This window comes from Amycolatopsis eburnea (assembly GCF_003937945.1).
In the GTDB taxonomy this organism is placed as follows: Bacteria; Actinomycetota; Actinomycetes; order Mycobacteriales; family Pseudonocardiaceae; genus Amycolatopsis; species Amycolatopsis eburnea.
On the sequence record NZ_RSEC01000048.1, the window covers coordinates 420,560 to 436,302 of the forward strand.

Sequence of the window (15,743 nt, forward strand, 5' to 3'; positions counted from 1 at the left end):
ACATGGCTGCTACTCAGTGCACCGACCCACTGTCCCTCAGTAACCCCGGCACCTGCGAGGTGATGAACCTCGAACAGTTGCGAAGGGCCGGGGTGTCCGACCGAAGAACCAGGTGGCTCTGCGGCCCCGGCGGGCCGTGGCGCCGCCTGCACCCCGGTGTCGTCCTGCTGCGCAACACGCCTCCGACGCGGCAGCAGCTGCTGCACGCCGCACTGGTGCGGTACGGGCCGCAGGTGGTGATCACCGGCGCGGACGCGCTGCAGGCCCACGGCGTCAAGTGCCCACCGGCGGGCGAGATCCGGCTGCTGGTCCCTGGCCACTGCCGGGTCCTGGCGTGCGAAGGCGTCCGCGCGGCCCGCACGACCCGCCTGCCGGCCCCGGTCCACGTCGACGGCCTCCCGTTCGCCCCACCGGCCAGGGCCGCCCTCGACCTGGCCCGCGAGGAACCGGAGCCGGCCCGGATCCGCCACCTGCTGACGCTGCCCCTCTACTGGGGTCTCTGCGATCGTCAGGAGCTGGTGCGGGAGCTCGACTCAGGCCCCCAACGCGGCACAGCGGCGGTCCGCCGGGTATTGCGCAACCTGGACGAGGCCCCGATCCAAGCCCACGGCTTGGCCACCCGCGTCCTGGAGACGGCCCGCCTCCCGCCGCCGAACTGGGACGTGACGATCTGCGACCGCCGAGGCCGCCGCATCGGCGACGCGGACGCCTGGTGGGACGAGCTCGGCCTGGCCTGGCAGTACCGCTGCGGCCCGGGCCCCTCCGGCGGCTTCAGCCACCTGGCCCTGGCGGCAACGGGCATCGTCCTGGTCCGCTGCACGGTCCGGCAGCTGCGCCAGGTCCCCCAAGAGGTCGCGCAGGAACTGGCCAGGGCGTACGGCGAAGCGGCCCGCACACCCCGGCCCAGGGTCCGCGCCATCCCACTGGGCGCCTCCGGAGACGCGGCCTGACTCCGGACTCGCGCCCACTGACTCAGCAGGAGGTTGGATCGATCACCAATACTCGTCGGGCAGCTTGCCCTCGATGTCGCGCACGTGCTGCCGAGCGCAGTCCGGGCACAGCCACCGCAGCGCGCCGCGCTCGCGCGTGGACACCCAAGCGAGCGCCGTAGCCGGGTCGTCGTCCGGACGCCGGCGGCCGCAGCGGGTGCACGCCGGTTGCTCCGGGGCGCTCACCGCAACCGTCCACAGTGGATTGCCTTGGCGCCGAACAGGAACAGGTCGTCCCGGTGGCCGAGGTAGTCCGGGCTGCCCGGGTCGGTCAGCGCGGCGATCGCCTCGCGGTCGTCGGCGGCGAGCCACTCCCCGACCGACTCGGCGAGCCACCCGATGCGGTGCAGCACGTACTCGCGCAGCCGGTCCGACCCCGGCGCCGGGTGGTCGATGAGCGCACCGAACGACTCGACGTCCTCGAGCCCGGCTTCGCGAAGCGCGCGGGGCCAGCCGTAGGGCATGGCGACGATGCTGTCGGTCTCGGCCCGCATCCGGGCGAACCACTCGCCGCGCGCGGCGAGCAGCCGTTGCTCGAGCCCGGGCCGGCCGACGCCGAGCTCCCACGGCAGGCAGCGCAGGTCGAGCCCGCCCTCGGCGATGGCGAGCACGCCACCCGGCCGGAGCAGGCCGGCCAGCGTGCGCAGTGCTGCCTGCTGGTCGCCGACGTGGTGCACGACACCGGCGGCCCACACGAGGTCGGCGGCGGGCACCTGCCCGGCCAGCGCCGGATCGGCGAGGTCCGCCCGTCGCGCGACGACTTCGACGGCGTCGCCGGCCGCCTCGGTGACCGCTCGCCGTGCTTCGGCGAGCAGTTCCGGGGTGGTGTCGACGAGCACGACGGTGCCCCCGCCCGCACCGGCGAGTTCGCGTGCGAAGAGCACGCTCATCCCGCCGGCCCCGGATCCGACGTCGACGACGGTCGGCCGGTCCGCCGCCCTGGCGAGCAGCCGCCGGGCCACGGGCGTGAGCGCTTCGGCGTCGAGCGCATCCGCCATGCGCAGCTGGGCCAGGCGATCGGCCCAGTCGATGTCGTGGTGGGTGTGTCCGGGCATCAGCCCATTGAACACCAGTGGTCCCGCCGGGGAGCCGGACGAAGCGAAGCGCGAAGGCCCCCGCCACCCGAAGGTGGCAGGGGCTCCGCGCTCAGTTCTGGTGCTGGTACCGCTCCGCGCGCTGGGCCGCCCATCGGGCTACTCGGTTCCACCGGCGGACGGCACGGGCACTCCCTCGGGCCCGCTGCGCGCGGACCCCCTCTTCCAGGTCCCGTATTCGGGCCCGCGACAGTTCTTCGTAGAGCAACATCTCGCTGATCTCCTCGATCTCGGTCTTCGTCAGCTGCAGCGGTTCGCTGCTGGTGTGGGCTTCGTAGTCCCTGGTCGTGACCGGTTCGACGCTCATGCGGCGGCGCTCCGGTGATCGCCGGCGGCCTTCGCGGCGGCCGGCTCGACGACGGCGTTCTTGCGCGGACGGCCACGGGGCCGCTTGCGCGCGATCACGACGCCGCGCTCGAAGATCTCGCCGCCCCAGACGCCCCAGGGCTCGCGACGGGCCAGCGCACCGGCCAGGCAGGCCTCGCGCACCGGGCAGTCGGCGCACTGGGCCTTCGCGCGCTCGAGCTCGGCCGGGGACTCCGCGAACCAGAGGTCCGCGTCGCCCGAACGGCAGGGCAGCGCCACGTCGGGGACGGCGATCGGGTCGAGCAGGTCGGCGAATATTGCCTCGCCGGAGGCGTAGGCGACGGCGGATGACATGGTGGTTCCTCCTTGTGTCGTACGGGTTTTCGGGTGGGTGCTGGAGCTGGGCAACGCTGTTCCTCTTGGGTTGTGCAGCCAAAAACACGAAGGCCGCGGATCCGGGTTTTCCGGTTCCGCGGCCTTCGTGAGCCTCGTGTCCTGACTAGGTCAGGAACTTCGCTCCCGTATCGACAACGGAACACGGAACTGCTTGATGGTCGGCAGATCGGCCTGCGGGTACGCGGCGAGAACGCCCTGCGTCCCGAAGACGACGACACCGGTGGCCCAACGCCGCTCGACACGGCGCATGCCACGGACCTCGTGCGCGCTCACGGACACACCGGTGCCCGGGCGCTGAGCGGCCGCGACTTCCGCGGCGCAGGACAGACGGGTGCCCGGGTTCGTGAGCGTCAAGTTGATGGTCATTTCACCGGCACCTCCTTCTGTACTCTGCACACGCGGCCGCCGAGCGGCGCTGTCAACGTGGATCCCCAGCCGAGCCCTTCGGGCTCGGTACTGGCAGGTTATTGCTCCCCACCACACCGAGGCAACTCAATTAACGGGAAAATCCTCGAAGTTACGAAGATCGCCCCTGAGCAGCGGGTTCGCCGCGTCGATCATGGCTCGGACGCGGTCAACACCGCATCGGCGCGCGCCCACCCCACCGGCCACACAGCTCAGCCGCACACGGCCCGGCCCCCGCCGGCCGACCCGCGCGGGCCCGCCGCACAGGCCCCGCACGCGACACCGGTTGGCCGCGCCAGCCGCGCACATCCACCGCGCGAGCCCAGCAACGCCCGGCCCCGCGGTGTCCTGAATGACTCATTCAAGACGCCGGCAAGGGACCTCGCCGGCCGAGCCCGCGAGCGTTCAGGACTCCGTCGAAGCCCGGACCACCCCGAGGATCTCCGCGCCGAAGCGCTCGAGCTTCGTCGCGCCGATGCCGGAGATCGTCACCAGTGCCGCCTCGTCCGTCGGGCGCTGCTCGGCGATCGCCATCAGCGTCGCGTCGGTGAACACGACGAACGCCGGCACCTTCAGCTCGCGGGCCCGATCGCCGCGCCAGGACTTCAGGCGCTCCAGCAGGCCCTCGTCCACTGTGGACGGGCAGCGGCCGCAGCGGCCCAGCTTGATGTCGAGGGTCTCCAGCAGGGGGCCGCCGCAGACGCGGCAGCGGGTCTTCACCGGGTTCGACGCCATCGGCTTCTGCTGGGCGCGGGCCACTCGCGCGGCCGGGTGGTCCTCCGGGATCAGGCCGTACAGGAACCGGCTGCGGCGGCGGTTGCGGCGCGCTCCCGGGGTCCGGGCCAGTGCCCACGACAGCCACAGGTGCTCGCGGGCGCGTGTCACGCCGACGTAGAACAGGCGGCGCTCCTCCTCGATCGAGGCTTCGTCGTCGCCCGCGTGGAGGATCGGCATCGTGCCCTCGGCCAGGCCGACGAGGAACACCGCGTCCCACTCCAGGCCCTTCGCCGCGTGCAGGGACGCCAGCGTGACGCCCTCGACCGTCGGGGGGTGCTGGGCCGCCGCGCGCTGGTCGAGTTCCGCGCAGAAGCGGGGCAGGTCCGCGTCCGCGACCGTCGACGCGAGCTCTTCGGCCAGCTCGACGAGCGCCAGGAGCGCGTCCCAGCGTTCCTTCGCCGCGCCGCCGGCGGGCGGGGACTCGGTGAGGCCGACGCGGGCGAGCACCGAACGGACCGTCGTGACCAGGTCCGAACCGACGTCGCCGCTCGCCGCGCGCAGGGCCGACATCGCCTGGCGGACCTCGGTGCGGTTGAAGAACCGCTCGCCGCCGCGGACCAGGTACGGGATGCCGGCGTCGGCCAGTGCCGACTCGTACGCCTCGGACTGGGCGTTCACGCGGTACAGGATCGCGATCTCGCTCGCCGTGACGCCGCCGTCCAGCAGCTCGCGGATGCGCCGCGCGACGGCCTCGGCCTCGACCGCCTCGTCGTCGAACTCGGCGAACCGCGGCTCCGGACCCGATGGCCGCTGGCCGATCAGCTTCAGCCGCGAGCCCGCCGGGCGGCCCCGCGCCGCGCCGATCACGCGGTTCGCCAGCGCGACGACCTCGGGCGTCGACCGGTAGTCGCGCTCCAGCCGGACGACCGTCGCCTCCGGGTAGCGCCGCGTGAACTCCAGCAGCGACCGCGGCGACGCGCCGCCGAAGGAGTAGATGGTCTGGTTGGCGTCGCCGACCACGGTCAGGTCGTCGCGCCCGCCGAGCCACGCGTCGAGCAGGCGCTGCTGCAGCGGCGTCACGTCCTGGTACTCGTCGACGACGAAGCAGCGGTAGCGGTCGCGGAACTCCTCGGCGACGACGCCGTGCTCCTCCAGCACCGCCGTCGTGTGCAGCAGGAGGTCGTCGAAGTCGAGCACCTGCGCCGCGTTCTTCAGCTCCTCGTACGTCCGGTAGACCTCGGCGATCTGCGCGGCGGGCGCCGGGATGTCCCGCTGGGCGCGCGCGGTGACGGCCGGGTAGTCGTCCGGGCTGACCAGCGACGCCTTCGCCCACTCGATCTCGCTCGCGAGGTCCCGCAGGACCTCGATCTCGGTGCCGAGCTTCGCCCGGTTCGCGGCCTGGCCGACGAACCTCAGCTTGTTCTCCATCAGGTCCCACGGCCGGTCGCCGACCACGCGCGGCCAGAAGTAGCGCAGCTGGCGGCGGGCGGCGGCGTGGAACGTCAGCGCCTGCGCCGCGTCGACGCCGAGGCCGCGCAGCCGGGTCCGCATCTCGCCCGCGGCCCGCGTCGTGAAGGTGACGGCGAGCACCTGACCTGCGGAAACATGCCCGGACCTGACCAGGTGGGCGATCCGGTGGGTGATTGTGCGGGTCTTGCCCGTACCGGCTCCGGCGAGTACGCAGACGGGCCCGCGCGGGGCGCTGGCGGCGGCTCGCTGCTCGGGGTCGAGGCCGTCGAGCAGGCGGGAGTGGCCCTTCGGGGAAAGTACGCCAGTCACGCCCCGCATCCTCGCAGAGGGGGACGGGGAATCGGGGCAGGGGCACGCGGCCGTATCCTGGTCATATGGCGGGACAGCAGGACAAGGAAGCGGCCAAGCAGGCCAAGAAGGAGAAGCGCGCGGCGAGCAAGGCACGCCGTGGCCAGCTCTTCGAGGCCTTCAAGATGCAGCGCAAGGAAGACCCGTGGCTCATCCCGTGGATGGTGGGCTCGATCGTCGTCGTCGCGGGCGTCTTGTTCGGGATCGGGTTCTTCTTCGACTCGCAGTGGGTGCTGCTGCCGCTGGGCATCGTGCTCGGCGCCCTGCTCGCCATGATCATCTTCGGCCGGCGCGTGCAGAAGACGGTCTACTCGAAGGCCGACGGCCAGCCCGGCGCCGCGGCGTGGGCGCTGGAGAACCTCCGCGGCAAGTGGAAGGTGACGCCGACCGTCGCGGCGACCACCCAGCTCGACGCGGTGCACCGCGTGCTGGGCGGCCCCGGCGTGGTGCTGGTCGCCGAGGGCGCGCCGCACCGCGTGAAGACGCTCCTCGCCCAGGAGAAGAAGCGCGTCTCCCGCCTGGTCGGTGAAACGCCGATCTACGACGTGATCATCGGGCACGAGGACAAGCAGATCCCGCTGAAGAAGCTCCAGGGCTACCTGATGAAGCTGCCACGCAACCTCAAGCCCGCCCAGGTCGACGCCCTTGAGGCGAAGCTCGCCGCCCTCGGCAACCGCGGCGCCGCGATGCCGAAGGGCCCGATGCCGGCCGGCGCGAAGATGCGCAACGTCCAGCGGACGATCCGCCGCCGCTGACCCCCGCGTACGAAAAAGGCCCCCGTCCGAGCCGGACGGGGGCCTTTTTCGCGAGCTCAGCGCAGCCGGACGACGACGGTGCCGGTCAGCCGGTCCAGCCAGCTGCGGCCGTCGGCGTTGCGGACCGCCGCCGGGATGATGAAGAACGTCAGCACCGCCCGCACCAGCGCGCGCGGCGGGCCGACCAGCGCGGCGCCGTCGAGCCGGGCGACGCGGATGCCGACGACGCCCATGCCGGGGGTGAAGCCGAAGAAGCCGGCCGACACGACGGAGATGATCGCCCACACCCCGCCGGACCAGAGGTTGAACACCTGCATCGCGGCCGGGTCCTGCAGGCTCGGGTGCAGGAAGATGGCCGTGACCAGGGCCGCGACCACGAGGTCGATGATCAGCCCGAGCAGCCGCGCGCCCCCGGTCGCCGCCGAGCCGACGCCCGACTCGGGCAAACCGAACTTCTCGCCCGGCCACCGCGAGCCGTCTCGCGCCTCGGCCTGCCCGCCCTCGCCGGTGCCGGGCAGCCATTCACCGGTCCATCTCGCCACCCGTCCAGGGTATGCCGGTGGCGCGCACCACGTTCGCCCTGGTCGGATAGCCGGTATCCACCCACCCGTTAACACCGGCGAAACATACGGGTGACGGTCGGGCAACACCGCGCTTTTAGCGTGAGCCGAAGAGAGCACTGCCGTACGAGCTCGAACGAGAAGGAGTCACCGAGGGTGCCCACTACTCCAGACGACATCCAGCGCCTCATCGCCGACCAGGACGTCGAGGTCGTCGACGTCCAGTTCTGCGACCTGCCCGGCGTGATGCAGCACTTCACGGTCCCCGCGAAGGCCTTCACCGAAGAGGCCTTCGAAGAGGGTCTCGCGTTCGACGGCTCCTCGGTGCGCGGCTTCCAGTCCATCCACGAGTCCGACATGCTCCTCCTGCCGGACGCGGAGACGGCGCGGATCGACCCGTTCCGCAAGGCGAAGACGCTCGCGCTCAACTTCTTCGTGCACGACCCGTTCACGCGCGAGGCGTACAGCCGTGACCCGCGCAACATCGCGCGCAAGGCCGAGCAGTACATCTCCGAGTACGGCGTCGCCGACAACGTGTACTTCGGTCCCGAAGCCGAGTTCTACATCTTCGACTCGATCCGCTTCGACTCGGCCGAGCACGCCTCCTTCCACGAGATCGACTCGGTCGAGGGCTGGTGGAACACCGGCGCCGACGAGGTGGGCGGCAACCAGGGCTACAAGACGAAGTTCAAGGGCGGCTACTTCCCCGTCCCGCCGGTCGACCACTTCGCCGACCTGCGCGACGAGATCGTCCGCAACCTGACGAACATCGGTTTCGAGATCGAGCGCGCGCACCACGAGGTGGGCACCGCCGGCCAGACCGAGATCAACTACAAGTTCAACACGCTGCTGCACGCGGCCGACGACCTGCAGCTGTTCAAGTACATCGTGAAGAACACGGTGTTCGCGGCGGGCAAGACGGCGACGTTCATGCCGAAGCCCCTCGCCGGCGACAACGGCTCGGGCATGCACTGCCACCAGTCGCTGTGGAAGGACGGCCAGCCGCTGTTCCACGACGAGTCGGGCTACGCCGGCCTGTCGGACACCGCGCGCCACTACATCGGCGGCCTGCTCAAGCACGCCCCGAGCCTGCTGGCCTTCACGAACCCGACGGTGAACTCCTACCACCGCCTGGTCCCGGGCTTCGAGGCCCCGGTTTCGCTGGTCTACTCGCAGCGCAACCGCTCGGCCTGCGTCCGCATCCCGATCACGGGCAACAACCCGAAGGCCAAGCGCGCCGAGTTCCGCTGCCCGGACTCCTCGGGCAACCCGTACCTGGCCTTCTCGGCGATGATGATGGCCGGCCTCGACGGCATCAAGAACAAGATCGAGCCGCCGGAGCCGATCGACAAGGACCTCTACGAGCTCCCGCCCGAGGAGGCCAAGGACGTCAAGCTGGTCCCGGGCGACCTCGGCACGGTCCTCGACACGCTGGAAGCCGACCACGACTACCTGCTCGAGGGCGGCGTCTTCACGCCGGACGTGATCGAGACGTGGATCTCGTACAAGCGCGAGAACGAGATCGACCCGCTGCGCCTGCGCCCGCACCCGTACGAGTTCAGCCTGTACTACGACGTGTGATCCGGTAACCCGGCCAAGGTCACGCCGGCGGTGAGGAGCGAAGAGCCCTCGCCGCCGGCGTTTCTCGTTTCAGCGCAGGTCCAGCCACATGATGCGCAGACCCACGTCGCCGTGGGCCGGGTGGCGGAACGCGCCCGGCGCCACGCCCAGCGTCGTGAAGCCCAGGCTCTCGTACAGCGAGACCGCCGCGGTGTTCGTGTCCACCACCGCGTTGAACTGGATCGCCGCGAAGCCCGACTCGCGGGCCCACGCGATCAGGTCCGTCGTCAGGGCCCGGCCGACTCCGCGGCCGCGGGCGGACGCCGCGACCATCAGGCTGCCGGACGCCACGTGGCTCCCCGGGCCGGGGCGGTTGGCGTACATGTTCGCCGTGCCCAGCACCTCGGCGCCGTCGGCGAAGACCACCGTGCGGGCCGGAGACGGCAGGAGCCACATGCGCCGGGCTTCTTCCGACGTGAGGGCCGGGTCGTACGCGAACGTCTCCCGGGCCGTGACGACGTCCTCGACGATCGGCCAGATCGACGGCCAGTCGGCCGCGGTCGCCGGGCGGATCATTCGGCGGTCGACAGCACGCGCAGGTCCGCACCCGCGGCCTCGAAGCGGCCGCGCGGGTCCGGGACCAGCTTGCGGAGTTCCAGGTCCATCAGGCCCAGGGTGCAGCTGATCTCCGCGGCCAGCGTGCCGTCGAGCTTGTAGATGTTCGAATCCATCTTGAACGTCTTGCCGCTGCCGAACTTGACGTCGCACGTCACGTCGACCTCGTCGCCGGCGCGCAGCTCGCGGCGGAACACCACGTGCGTCTCCAGCAGCACGGACGCCACCCCGGGCAGCCCCTTGAGCGCGCCCGCCTTCTCCAGCAGCTCCAAGCGGGCGACTTCGCCGTAGGAGTGGTAGACGGCGTGGTTGAGGTGGCCCAGGGTGTCCAGCTCGTAGTGCCGGACCTTGATCCGGGTCCGGAACGGCTCGCGATCGGTCACCGGCCCACTGTAGGTCAGGCCTCGTAGAAGAGGTGCTCCACCACGGTGTGCGCCCGCCGCGTGATGCGGCGGTAGGTGTCGAGGAAGCCGCCGGGGTCGTCCGTCGCCGGGTGGCCGAGCACGCTGGCCACCGCCGTCAGGTCGCGGCCCGAGCCCGGGACCTCGTCGACCGCCTTGCCGCGGACCAGCATCCCCGCGTTGCGGACCCGGGTCGCCAGCAGCCACGCCTCGCGCAGCGACTCCGCCTCGGACTCCTCCGCCAGGCCCGCCGCCGGCAGCACCGCCAGCGCGTCCAGCGTCGACGTCGTCCGCAGGCCCGGTACCTCGTGCGCGTGCTGGAGCTGGAGGAGCTGGACCGTCCACTCGACGTCGGCGAGGCCGCCCCGGCCCAGCTTCGTGTGGCGCGTCGGGTCCGCGCCGCGGGGCATCCGCTCGGTCTCCACGCGCGCCTTGATGCGGCGGATTTCGCGCGCCTGCGTCGCGTCCAGGCCGTTCTCCGGGTAGCGGATCGGGTCGATCAGCGCGATGAACCGCTCGCCGAGCTCGTCGTCGCCCGCGACGAACCGGGCGCGCAGCAGCGCCTGCGCCTCCCAGACCTCGCCCCAGCGGGCGTAGTACGCGCGGTAGGACTCCAGTGTGCGCACCAGCGGGCCGCTCCGGCCCTCGGGCCGCAGGTCGGCATCGACGACCAGGGCCGGGTCGGGGCTCGGCGCGCCCAGCATCTTGCGGACGCTCTCCGCCACCGACGAAGCGAACTTCACCGCGTCGGCGTCCGAGACCCCTTCGGACGGCTCGCACACGAAGAGGACGTCGGCGTCGGAGCCGTAGCCGAGTTCGGCGCCGCCGAGGCGCCCCATCCCGATGACGGCGATGCGCGCCGGGGTCTTGCCCAGCTCGGCCTGGCGCTGGCGGAACGCCGCCGCCAGCGCGCCCTGCAGCACGGCCACCCAGACGCTGGAGAGCGCTTCGCAGACCGCGGGGACGTCGAGCAGCCCGAGCAGGTCCGCGCAGGCGACGCGCAGCAGTTCGTGCCGGCGCAGCGAGCGCGCGGCGGCCACGGCGGCGTTCACCCCGGGCTGACGGCGGACGGTGGCCCGCAGCGACGTCGCGACCTCGGCGGGCGTGCGGCCCAGCAGGCGGGCCGGGTCGCCGAGCAGGCGCAGCACCTCGGGGGCGCGGACCAGCAGGTCCGGCACCAGCCGTGACGTGCCGAGCAGCAGCGCCAGGTTCTCGACGACCGTGCCCTCGTCCCGCAGCACCCGCAGGTACCACGGGGTGTCTTCGAGCGCCTCCGACACCTTGCGGTACGACAGCAGCCCGCCGTCGGGATCGGGCGTGTCGGCGAGCAGGTCGAGCAGCACCGGCAGCAGCGCCTGCTGGATCGCGGCGCGGCGCGAGACGCCCGCGGTGAGTGCCTTGATGTGCTGCAGCGCCCCGTCGGGCGCGGTGTAGCCGAGCGCCGCGAGCCGGCTGGCGGCCTGCTTGGTGGTCAGGCGCAGCGCCTCGGTCGGCACGTTCGCGACCGACTGCAGCAGCGGCCGGTAGAAGATCTTCTCGTGCAGGCGCCGGATGCTCTGGCCCTGCCGCCGGAACTCCGCGAGCAGCGCGTCGCCGGGGCTCTTGCCGCCGGCCGGCTTGATGCCGCTGGCGCGGGCGAGGATCCGCAGCTCGTCGGTGTCCGACGCCGCCGGGAACAGGTGCGTCCGGCGCAGCCGCCGCAGCTGCAGGCGGTGTTCGAGCATCCGCAGGAACTCGTACGACGCGCCCAGCTCGGCGGCGTCCTGGCGGCCGACGTAACCGCCTTCGCCGAGCGCCGCGAGCGCGTCCATCGTGGACGGCGAGCGCAGGTCCGCGTCGACCCGGCCGTGCACGAGCTGCAGCAGCTGGACGGCGAACTCGACGTCACGCAGGCCGCCGCGGCCGAGCTTCAGCTCCCGCTCGGCGTGCTCGGACGGCACGTGCCCCTCGACGCGGCGGCGCATCTGCTGCACCTCGCCGACGAAGTTGTCCCGGTCGGCCGCGGACCACACGAGCGGCGCGACCATCTCCGCGTACTGGCGGCCGAGCTCGGCGTCGCCGGCCACCGGGCGCGCCTTGAGCAGTGCCTGGAACTCCCAGGTCTTGGCCCACTTCTGGTAGTAGCCGTGATGGCTTTCCACCGTGCGGACCAGCGCGCCCGCCTTGCCTTCGGGGCGCAACGCCGCGTCGACCTCGAAGCACGCCTTGCCGACGACGCGCATCATCGTGCTCGCCAGCCGGGTGGCCACGCCGAGATCGCCGTCGCCGGCGAAGATGACGTCGACGTCGCTGACGTAGTTGAGCTCCCGGCCACCGCACTTGCCCATGGCGATCACCGCGAGCGTGCCCTCGGCAGGCTTCCCGATTTCGGCCTCGGCGACCACCAGCCCGGCGGCCAGCGCGGCCTCCGCGAGCTCGGTCAGCTGGGCCGCGACCTCCGCGTAGCGCGGGTGCTCGAGCCCGGCTTCGACGAGGTGGCCCAGGTCGGCGGCGGCGATGCCGAGCAGCTGGCCGCGGTAGGCGATCTTGAGGGCCTGCTCGGCCTCGAGCCCGGTCAGCACCGAGCCGTCGTCGCGCAGCAGCGCCGAGCGCAGGACTTCGCGGTAGCAGGCGGAATCGGTGCACTTGTCGCCGGTGAGCGCGTGCCACCGGTCCGGGTTCGCGGCGAGGAAGTCGGCGAGCGCGCTCGACGTGCCCAGCACGCCGAGGAGCCGCCCGCGGAACGTCCGGTGGGCGCGCAGCCGCTCTTCGAGCCGGGTCCATTCGACGTCGTCGGCTTCGCGGATGCGGTCCAGGCCGCGCAGCGCGAGGTCCGGGTCGGCGGTGCGGGACAGCGCCGCGAGCACGTCGGTGGCCGGCGCGACCGGGCCGGCGTCGTCCCACCAGCCGGCCGCGCGCAACTGGCCCTCGGCACGGGGATCGGTGAAGCCGTACCTCGCCGCCGAAGCGGTCGTTCGCGCGCGGTCTGCCATCACCGACCACCGTAGCCGGGGAACCCGGGTCAGGCGGCCAGGCGGCCCGGTTCGGTTCCGGCGGGCGTCGGCTCCGGCACCTGGAAGCTGTGCGCGCCGACGGGGTTGCGCCGCGAGAGGACGTAGATGCCGATGCCCACGCCGAGCCCGACGACGCCGACGGAGATGGTGCCCGCGTTGCCGAGCGAGGCGATCTTGCCGGAGATCGCGCCGACGATCGCGGCCGCGGGCAGCGTGAACAGCCACGCGACGACCATCCGGCCCGCCATCCGCCAGCGGACCGGCGCTTCCCGCCGTCCGACGCCGGAGCCGACGATGCCGCCCGAGCACACGTGCGTCGTCGACAGCGGGAAGCCCAGTCGGGAGGAGATCAGGATGACCAGTGCCGAGCTCGTCTGGGCGGCGAAGCCCTGCGGGCCCTCGATGTCGGTCAGGCCCTTGCCGAGGGTGTGGGTGATGCGCCAGCCGCCGAGGTAGGTGCCGGCCGCGAGGGCGCACGCGGCGCTGACGATCACCCAGACCGGCGGCGACGCCCCCGACGGGAGGCTGCCGGCGCTGACGAGCGTGAGCGTGATGACGCCCATCGTCTTCTGCGCGTCGTTGGTGCCGTGCGCGAGCGAGACGAGGGACGCCGAGACGATCTGGCCGACCTTGAACCCGCGCGTGGCCGGGCGGCCCCGGACCAGGAACCGGTAGACCAGGTAGGTCGCGACCATCGCGACGAGGCCGGCGATCACCGGGCTGGCCGCCGCGGGGACGAGGACCTTCTCGACGATCTTTCCGAAGTGGACCGAGCCGGCGCCCGCCGAAACCCAGGTGGCGCCGATCAGGCCGCCGAACAGCGCGTGCGACGAACTCGACGGCAGCCCGACGAACCACGTCACGAGGTTCCAGACGATCGCGCCGATCAGCCCGCCGAAGACGATCGACGGGCCGATCTTCGTGTCGTCGACCAGGCCGCTGGAGATCGTCTTGGCGACCTCCACCGACAGGAACGCGCCGACCAGGTTCAGCACCGCGGAGATCGCGACGGCCACCCGCGGCCGGAGCGCGCCGGTGGCGATCGACGTCGCCATCGAGTTCGCGGTGTCGTGGAACCCGTTCGTGAAATCGAATACGAGGGCCGTGACGACGACGATCACGACCAGCAACGAGGGCTCCACCCCGACCTCCGAACGCCCTTGTGGGGACTCTTCCCGCAAGGTACCTGACGGGTGACGCCTGGCGTTAACAGGCCGTAGCTGTTTGTGACATCCGCCGTTAAGCCAGCGGTAACGTGCGTTGACTCTCGGCGGCGGGTTCGAGGTCACCGGCGGCCAACCGGACGAACCGCTGCGCGAACGGCCGCCAGGTTTCGGCGATGTCGGTGTGCACTGTGGTCAGCGCGTCGTGCTCGAGTGAGCCCGGACGAGCGAATTCCGCCTCCTGCGGGCTTTCCGCGGCCCAGCTCTCGACGACAGCGGGTGTCGTCTCGATGTGGAACTGGACGCCGTAGACACAACGGCCGAACCGGAACGCCTGGTTCGCGTAGCGCGGCGCGGACGCGAGCAGTTCGGCGCCGGGCGGGAGCCGGGTGATCGCGTCGCTGTGGAACTGCAGGACGTCCTGCATCAACGGCAGGTCGGCGAAGAGCGGATCGGTCCACGCCGCGTCCTTCTTGGCGACCAGGTGCGGGCCGACCTCGGGCCCGTCCACCCCGGCTTCGACGCGGCCACCGGTCGCGACGGCCAGCAGCTGCGCGCCGAGGCAGATCCCGAGCGTGGGCAGCTGCTTCGTCGCGGCCCGGGAAAGCAGCCGTCGCACCTCGGCGAGCCACGGGTGCTTCGCGTCGTCCTCCGCGCCCATGCCGCCGCCGAGGCAGACGACACCCCGGTAGCCGTCGAGGTCCGCCGGCAGCTCGTCCCGCGGCGGCAGCCGGACGTCGAGTTCCGCGCCGGCTTCGGTCAGCCAGTCACCGAGGGGACCGAGCGGATCCGACGAGTCCGGCTGGATGATCAGCAGTCGTGTCACGGTTTCCAGGGTAGGTCAGCAGGCGCAGCGGATCCCGGGGGCCGGGGTGGCTTCGGCGGCGCCCTCCACCGGGTAGCCGGCCGCGATCCAGCTCGTGATGCCGCCGGAGAGCCGCTTCACCCGGAATCCGAGCTGCGCCAGCTTGAGCGCGCCTTTGGTGGCGGCGTTGCAGTTGGTGCTCTCGCAGTAGCAGACGTAGACGACGTCCCGGTCGAGGTGCTTCGTGCTTTCGGCGGTGAGGTCGCAGTAGGGCAGGTTGACGGCGCCCGGGATGCGCGCCTGGGCGAACGCCTCGGGCGCGCGCGTCTCGACGATCACGTAGCCGTCGGTGTGGCCGGCCTCGAGGTCGCGGACGAGGTCGTCGGGGTCGACCTCGAAGGCAAGTTCGGCGCCGAAGTAGGCGGTGGCGAGTTCGGGCGCCGGGGCGGGGACGTCGAGTGTGCGTGTCATGAAGAGAATCCTGCTGGTCCGGCGGGCGCGGGCACAGGGGAGAATCGGGGCGGGAACCCCGGTGCGCCGGGGATTTCCGCGTTCTGGCCGCACGAACCCGGGAGTATCGCGGTGGACCTCGACGACGTCGATTGGCACCTGCTGGAGCTGCTCCAGTCCGACGGCAGGCTGAGCTTTTCGGAGCTGGGCCGCCGGGTGTCGCTGTCGGGCTCGGCCGTGACGGAGCGGGTGCGCCGGCTCGAGGAGCGCGGCGTGATCACCGGCTACGCGGCGCACATCGACACGACGAAGCTGGGCCTGCCGATCGAGGCGCTGGTACGCGCCCGCGTGCGGAGCCTGGACACCCCGCGGTTCCGGACGGCGATCCTGCCGCTGCCCCAGGTGGTCGCGGCGGACCACATCACCGGTGACGAGTGCTGGATCCTGCGGGTGCTGTGCCGGAGCACGGGCGAGCTGGAGGAACTCGTCGAGCGGGTGCAGCGCTACGGGGAGACGACCACGTCGTTGGTGCTGTCCTCGCCGCTGCGCCGGCGGCCCGTGACGCGGGCATGAAGAAAGGCCCCGGGAGAACCGAGAGGTTCTCGACCGGGGCCTTCCTCAAGTAAGTTCGGCGGTGTCCTACTCTCCCACAACCCTTCGATTGCAGTACCATCGGCGCTGTCAGGCTTAGCTTCCGGGTTCGGAATGGGACCGGG

17 protein-coding genes and 1 rRNA gene are annotated in these 15,743 nt (G+C 71.9%); 4 read left to right on the forward strand and 14 right to left on the reverse strand.

All coding sequences use genetic code 11. From position 1 onward, the window contains the following. Positions 1 to 62 precede the first annotated feature (62 nt). On the forward strand, positions 63 to 950 hold the full coding sequence (locus tag EIY87_RS23420) for a hypothetical protein (RefSeq protein WP_125311802.1): 888 nt from the start codon (positions 63 to 65) through the stop codon (positions 948 to 950). Between the two features lie 42 nt (positions 951 to 992). Here EIY87_RS23420 and EIY87_RS23425 read toward each other — a convergent pair whose 3' ends face one another. The 6 genes from EIY87_RS23425 to EIY87_RS23450 form a co-directional block, all read right to left on the reverse strand. Next, complete coding sequence (locus EIY87_RS23425; protein WP_125311704.1) at positions 993 to 1,175, reverse strand: hypothetical protein; 183 nt, start codon at positions 1,173 to 1,175, stop codon at positions 993 to 995. After that, complete coding sequence (locus EIY87_RS23430; protein ID WP_191984223.1) at positions 1,172 to 2,044, reverse strand: class I SAM-dependent methyltransferase; 873 nt, start codon at positions 2,042 to 2,044, stop codon at positions 1,172 to 1,174. The genes EIY87_RS23425 and EIY87_RS23430 overlap by 4 nt, the downstream gene beginning before the upstream one ends. A 91-nt stretch (positions 2,045 to 2,135) precedes the next feature. Continuing rightward, on the reverse strand, positions 2,136 to 2,390 hold the full coding sequence (locus EIY87_RS23435; RefSeq protein ID WP_125311708.1) for a hypothetical protein: 255 nt from the start codon (positions 2,388 to 2,390) through the stop codon (positions 2,136 to 2,138). Next, entirely contained in the window at positions 2,387 to 2,743 is a 357-nt protein-coding gene (locus tag EIY87_RS23440) for a WhiB family transcriptional regulator (protein WP_125311710.1), read from the reverse strand. The genes EIY87_RS23435 and EIY87_RS23440 overlap by 4 nt, the downstream gene beginning before the upstream one ends. Before the next feature lie 150 nt (positions 2,744 to 2,893). Further along, positions 2,894 to 3,151 carry a hypothetical protein gene (locus EIY87_RS23445; RefSeq protein WP_086861911.1) on the reverse strand — a complete coding sequence of 86 codons (258 nt, stop codon included), beginning with the start codon at positions 3,149 to 3,151 and terminating at the stop codon, positions 2,894 to 2,896. A gap of 444 nt (positions 3,152 to 3,595) precedes the next feature. Further along, complete coding sequence (locus EIY87_RS23450) at positions 3,596 to 5,686, reverse strand: ATP-dependent DNA helicase UvrD2 (protein ID WP_125311712.1); 2,091 nt, start codon at positions 5,684 to 5,686, stop codon at positions 3,596 to 3,598. 65 nt (positions 5,687 to 5,751) lie between these two features. Here EIY87_RS23450 and EIY87_RS23455 point away from each other — a divergent pair, with 65 nt between their 5' ends. Further along, positions 5,752 to 6,480: a DUF4191 domain-containing protein gene (locus tag EIY87_RS23455; protein WP_125311715.1), complete on the forward strand. Its 729-nt coding sequence runs from the start codon at positions 5,752 to 5,754 to the stop codon at positions 6,478 to 6,480. Between the two features lie 56 nt (positions 6,481 to 6,536). Here EIY87_RS23455 and EIY87_RS23460 read toward each other — a convergent pair whose 3' ends face one another. Beyond that, on the reverse strand, positions 6,537 to 6,926 hold the full coding sequence (locus tag EIY87_RS23460; RefSeq protein ID WP_125311804.1) for an RDD family protein: 390 nt from the start codon (positions 6,924 to 6,926) through the stop codon (positions 6,537 to 6,539). 270 nt (positions 6,927 to 7,196) lie between these two features. Here EIY87_RS23460 and glnA point away from each other — a divergent pair, with 270 nt between their 5' ends. Next, on the forward strand, positions 7,197 to 8,621 hold the full coding sequence (gene glnA, locus EIY87_RS23465; RefSeq protein ID WP_125311718.1) for a type I glutamate--ammonia ligase: 1,425 nt from the start codon (positions 7,197 to 7,199) through the stop codon (positions 8,619 to 8,621). 69 nt (positions 8,622 to 8,690) lie between these two features. Here the strand turns inward: glnA and EIY87_RS23470 are convergent, their stop codons facing one another. The 6 genes from EIY87_RS23470 to EIY87_RS23495 form a co-directional block, all read right to left on the reverse strand. Next, positions 8,691 to 9,176: a GNAT family N-acetyltransferase gene (locus EIY87_RS23470; protein ID WP_125311721.1), complete on the reverse strand. Its 486-nt coding sequence runs from the start codon at positions 9,174 to 9,176 to the stop codon at positions 8,691 to 8,693. Continuing rightward, positions 9,173 to 9,598 carry an acyl-CoA thioesterase gene (locus tag EIY87_RS23475; RefSeq protein ID WP_125311723.1) on the reverse strand — a complete coding sequence of 142 codons (426 nt, stop codon included), beginning with the start codon at positions 9,596 to 9,598 and terminating at the stop codon, positions 9,173 to 9,175. Before EIY87_RS23475 ends, EIY87_RS23470 begins: the two co-directional genes overlap by 4 nt. A 14-nt stretch (positions 9,599 to 9,612) precedes the next feature. Beyond that, positions 9,613 to 12,588 (reverse strand): bifunctional [glutamine synthetase] adenylyltransferase/[glutamine synthetase]-adenylyl-L-tyrosine phosphorylase, encoded by a 2,976-nt coding sequence (locus tag EIY87_RS23480; RefSeq protein ID WP_191984225.1) that lies wholly within the window; start codon positions 12,586 to 12,588, stop codon positions 9,613 to 9,615. Positions 12,589 to 12,617: 29 nt separating this feature from the next. Beyond that, a complete protein-coding gene (locus EIY87_RS23485) occupies positions 12,618 to 13,751 on the reverse strand; it encodes an inorganic phosphate transporter (protein WP_191984226.1) in 1,134 nt (377 codons plus the stop codon). Between the two features lie 97 nt (positions 13,752 to 13,848). Beyond that, positions 13,849 to 14,598: a type 1 glutamine amidotransferase gene (locus tag EIY87_RS23490; protein WP_125311727.1), complete on the reverse strand. Its 750-nt coding sequence runs from the start codon at positions 14,596 to 14,598 to the stop codon at positions 13,849 to 13,851. A 15-nt stretch (positions 14,599 to 14,613) separates the two neighbouring features. After that, complete coding sequence (locus tag EIY87_RS23495; RefSeq protein WP_125311729.1) at positions 14,614 to 15,048, reverse strand: rhodanese-like domain-containing protein; 435 nt, start codon at positions 15,046 to 15,048, stop codon at positions 14,614 to 14,616. A 111-nt stretch (positions 15,049 to 15,159) separates the two neighbouring features. Here EIY87_RS23495 and EIY87_RS23500 point away from each other — a divergent pair, with 111 nt between their 5' ends. Further along, a complete protein-coding gene (locus tag EIY87_RS23500; RefSeq protein WP_125311731.1) occupies positions 15,160 to 15,600 on the forward strand; it encodes an Lrp/AsnC family transcriptional regulator in 441 nt (146 codons plus the stop codon). Positions 15,601 to 15,653: 53 nt separating this feature from the next. On the opposite strand, the gene rrf is transcribed toward EIY87_RS23500, so the two are convergent. Continuing rightward, positions 15,654 to 15,743, reverse strand: a 5S ribosomal RNA gene (rrf, locus tag EIY87_RS23505); the annotation flags it as partial.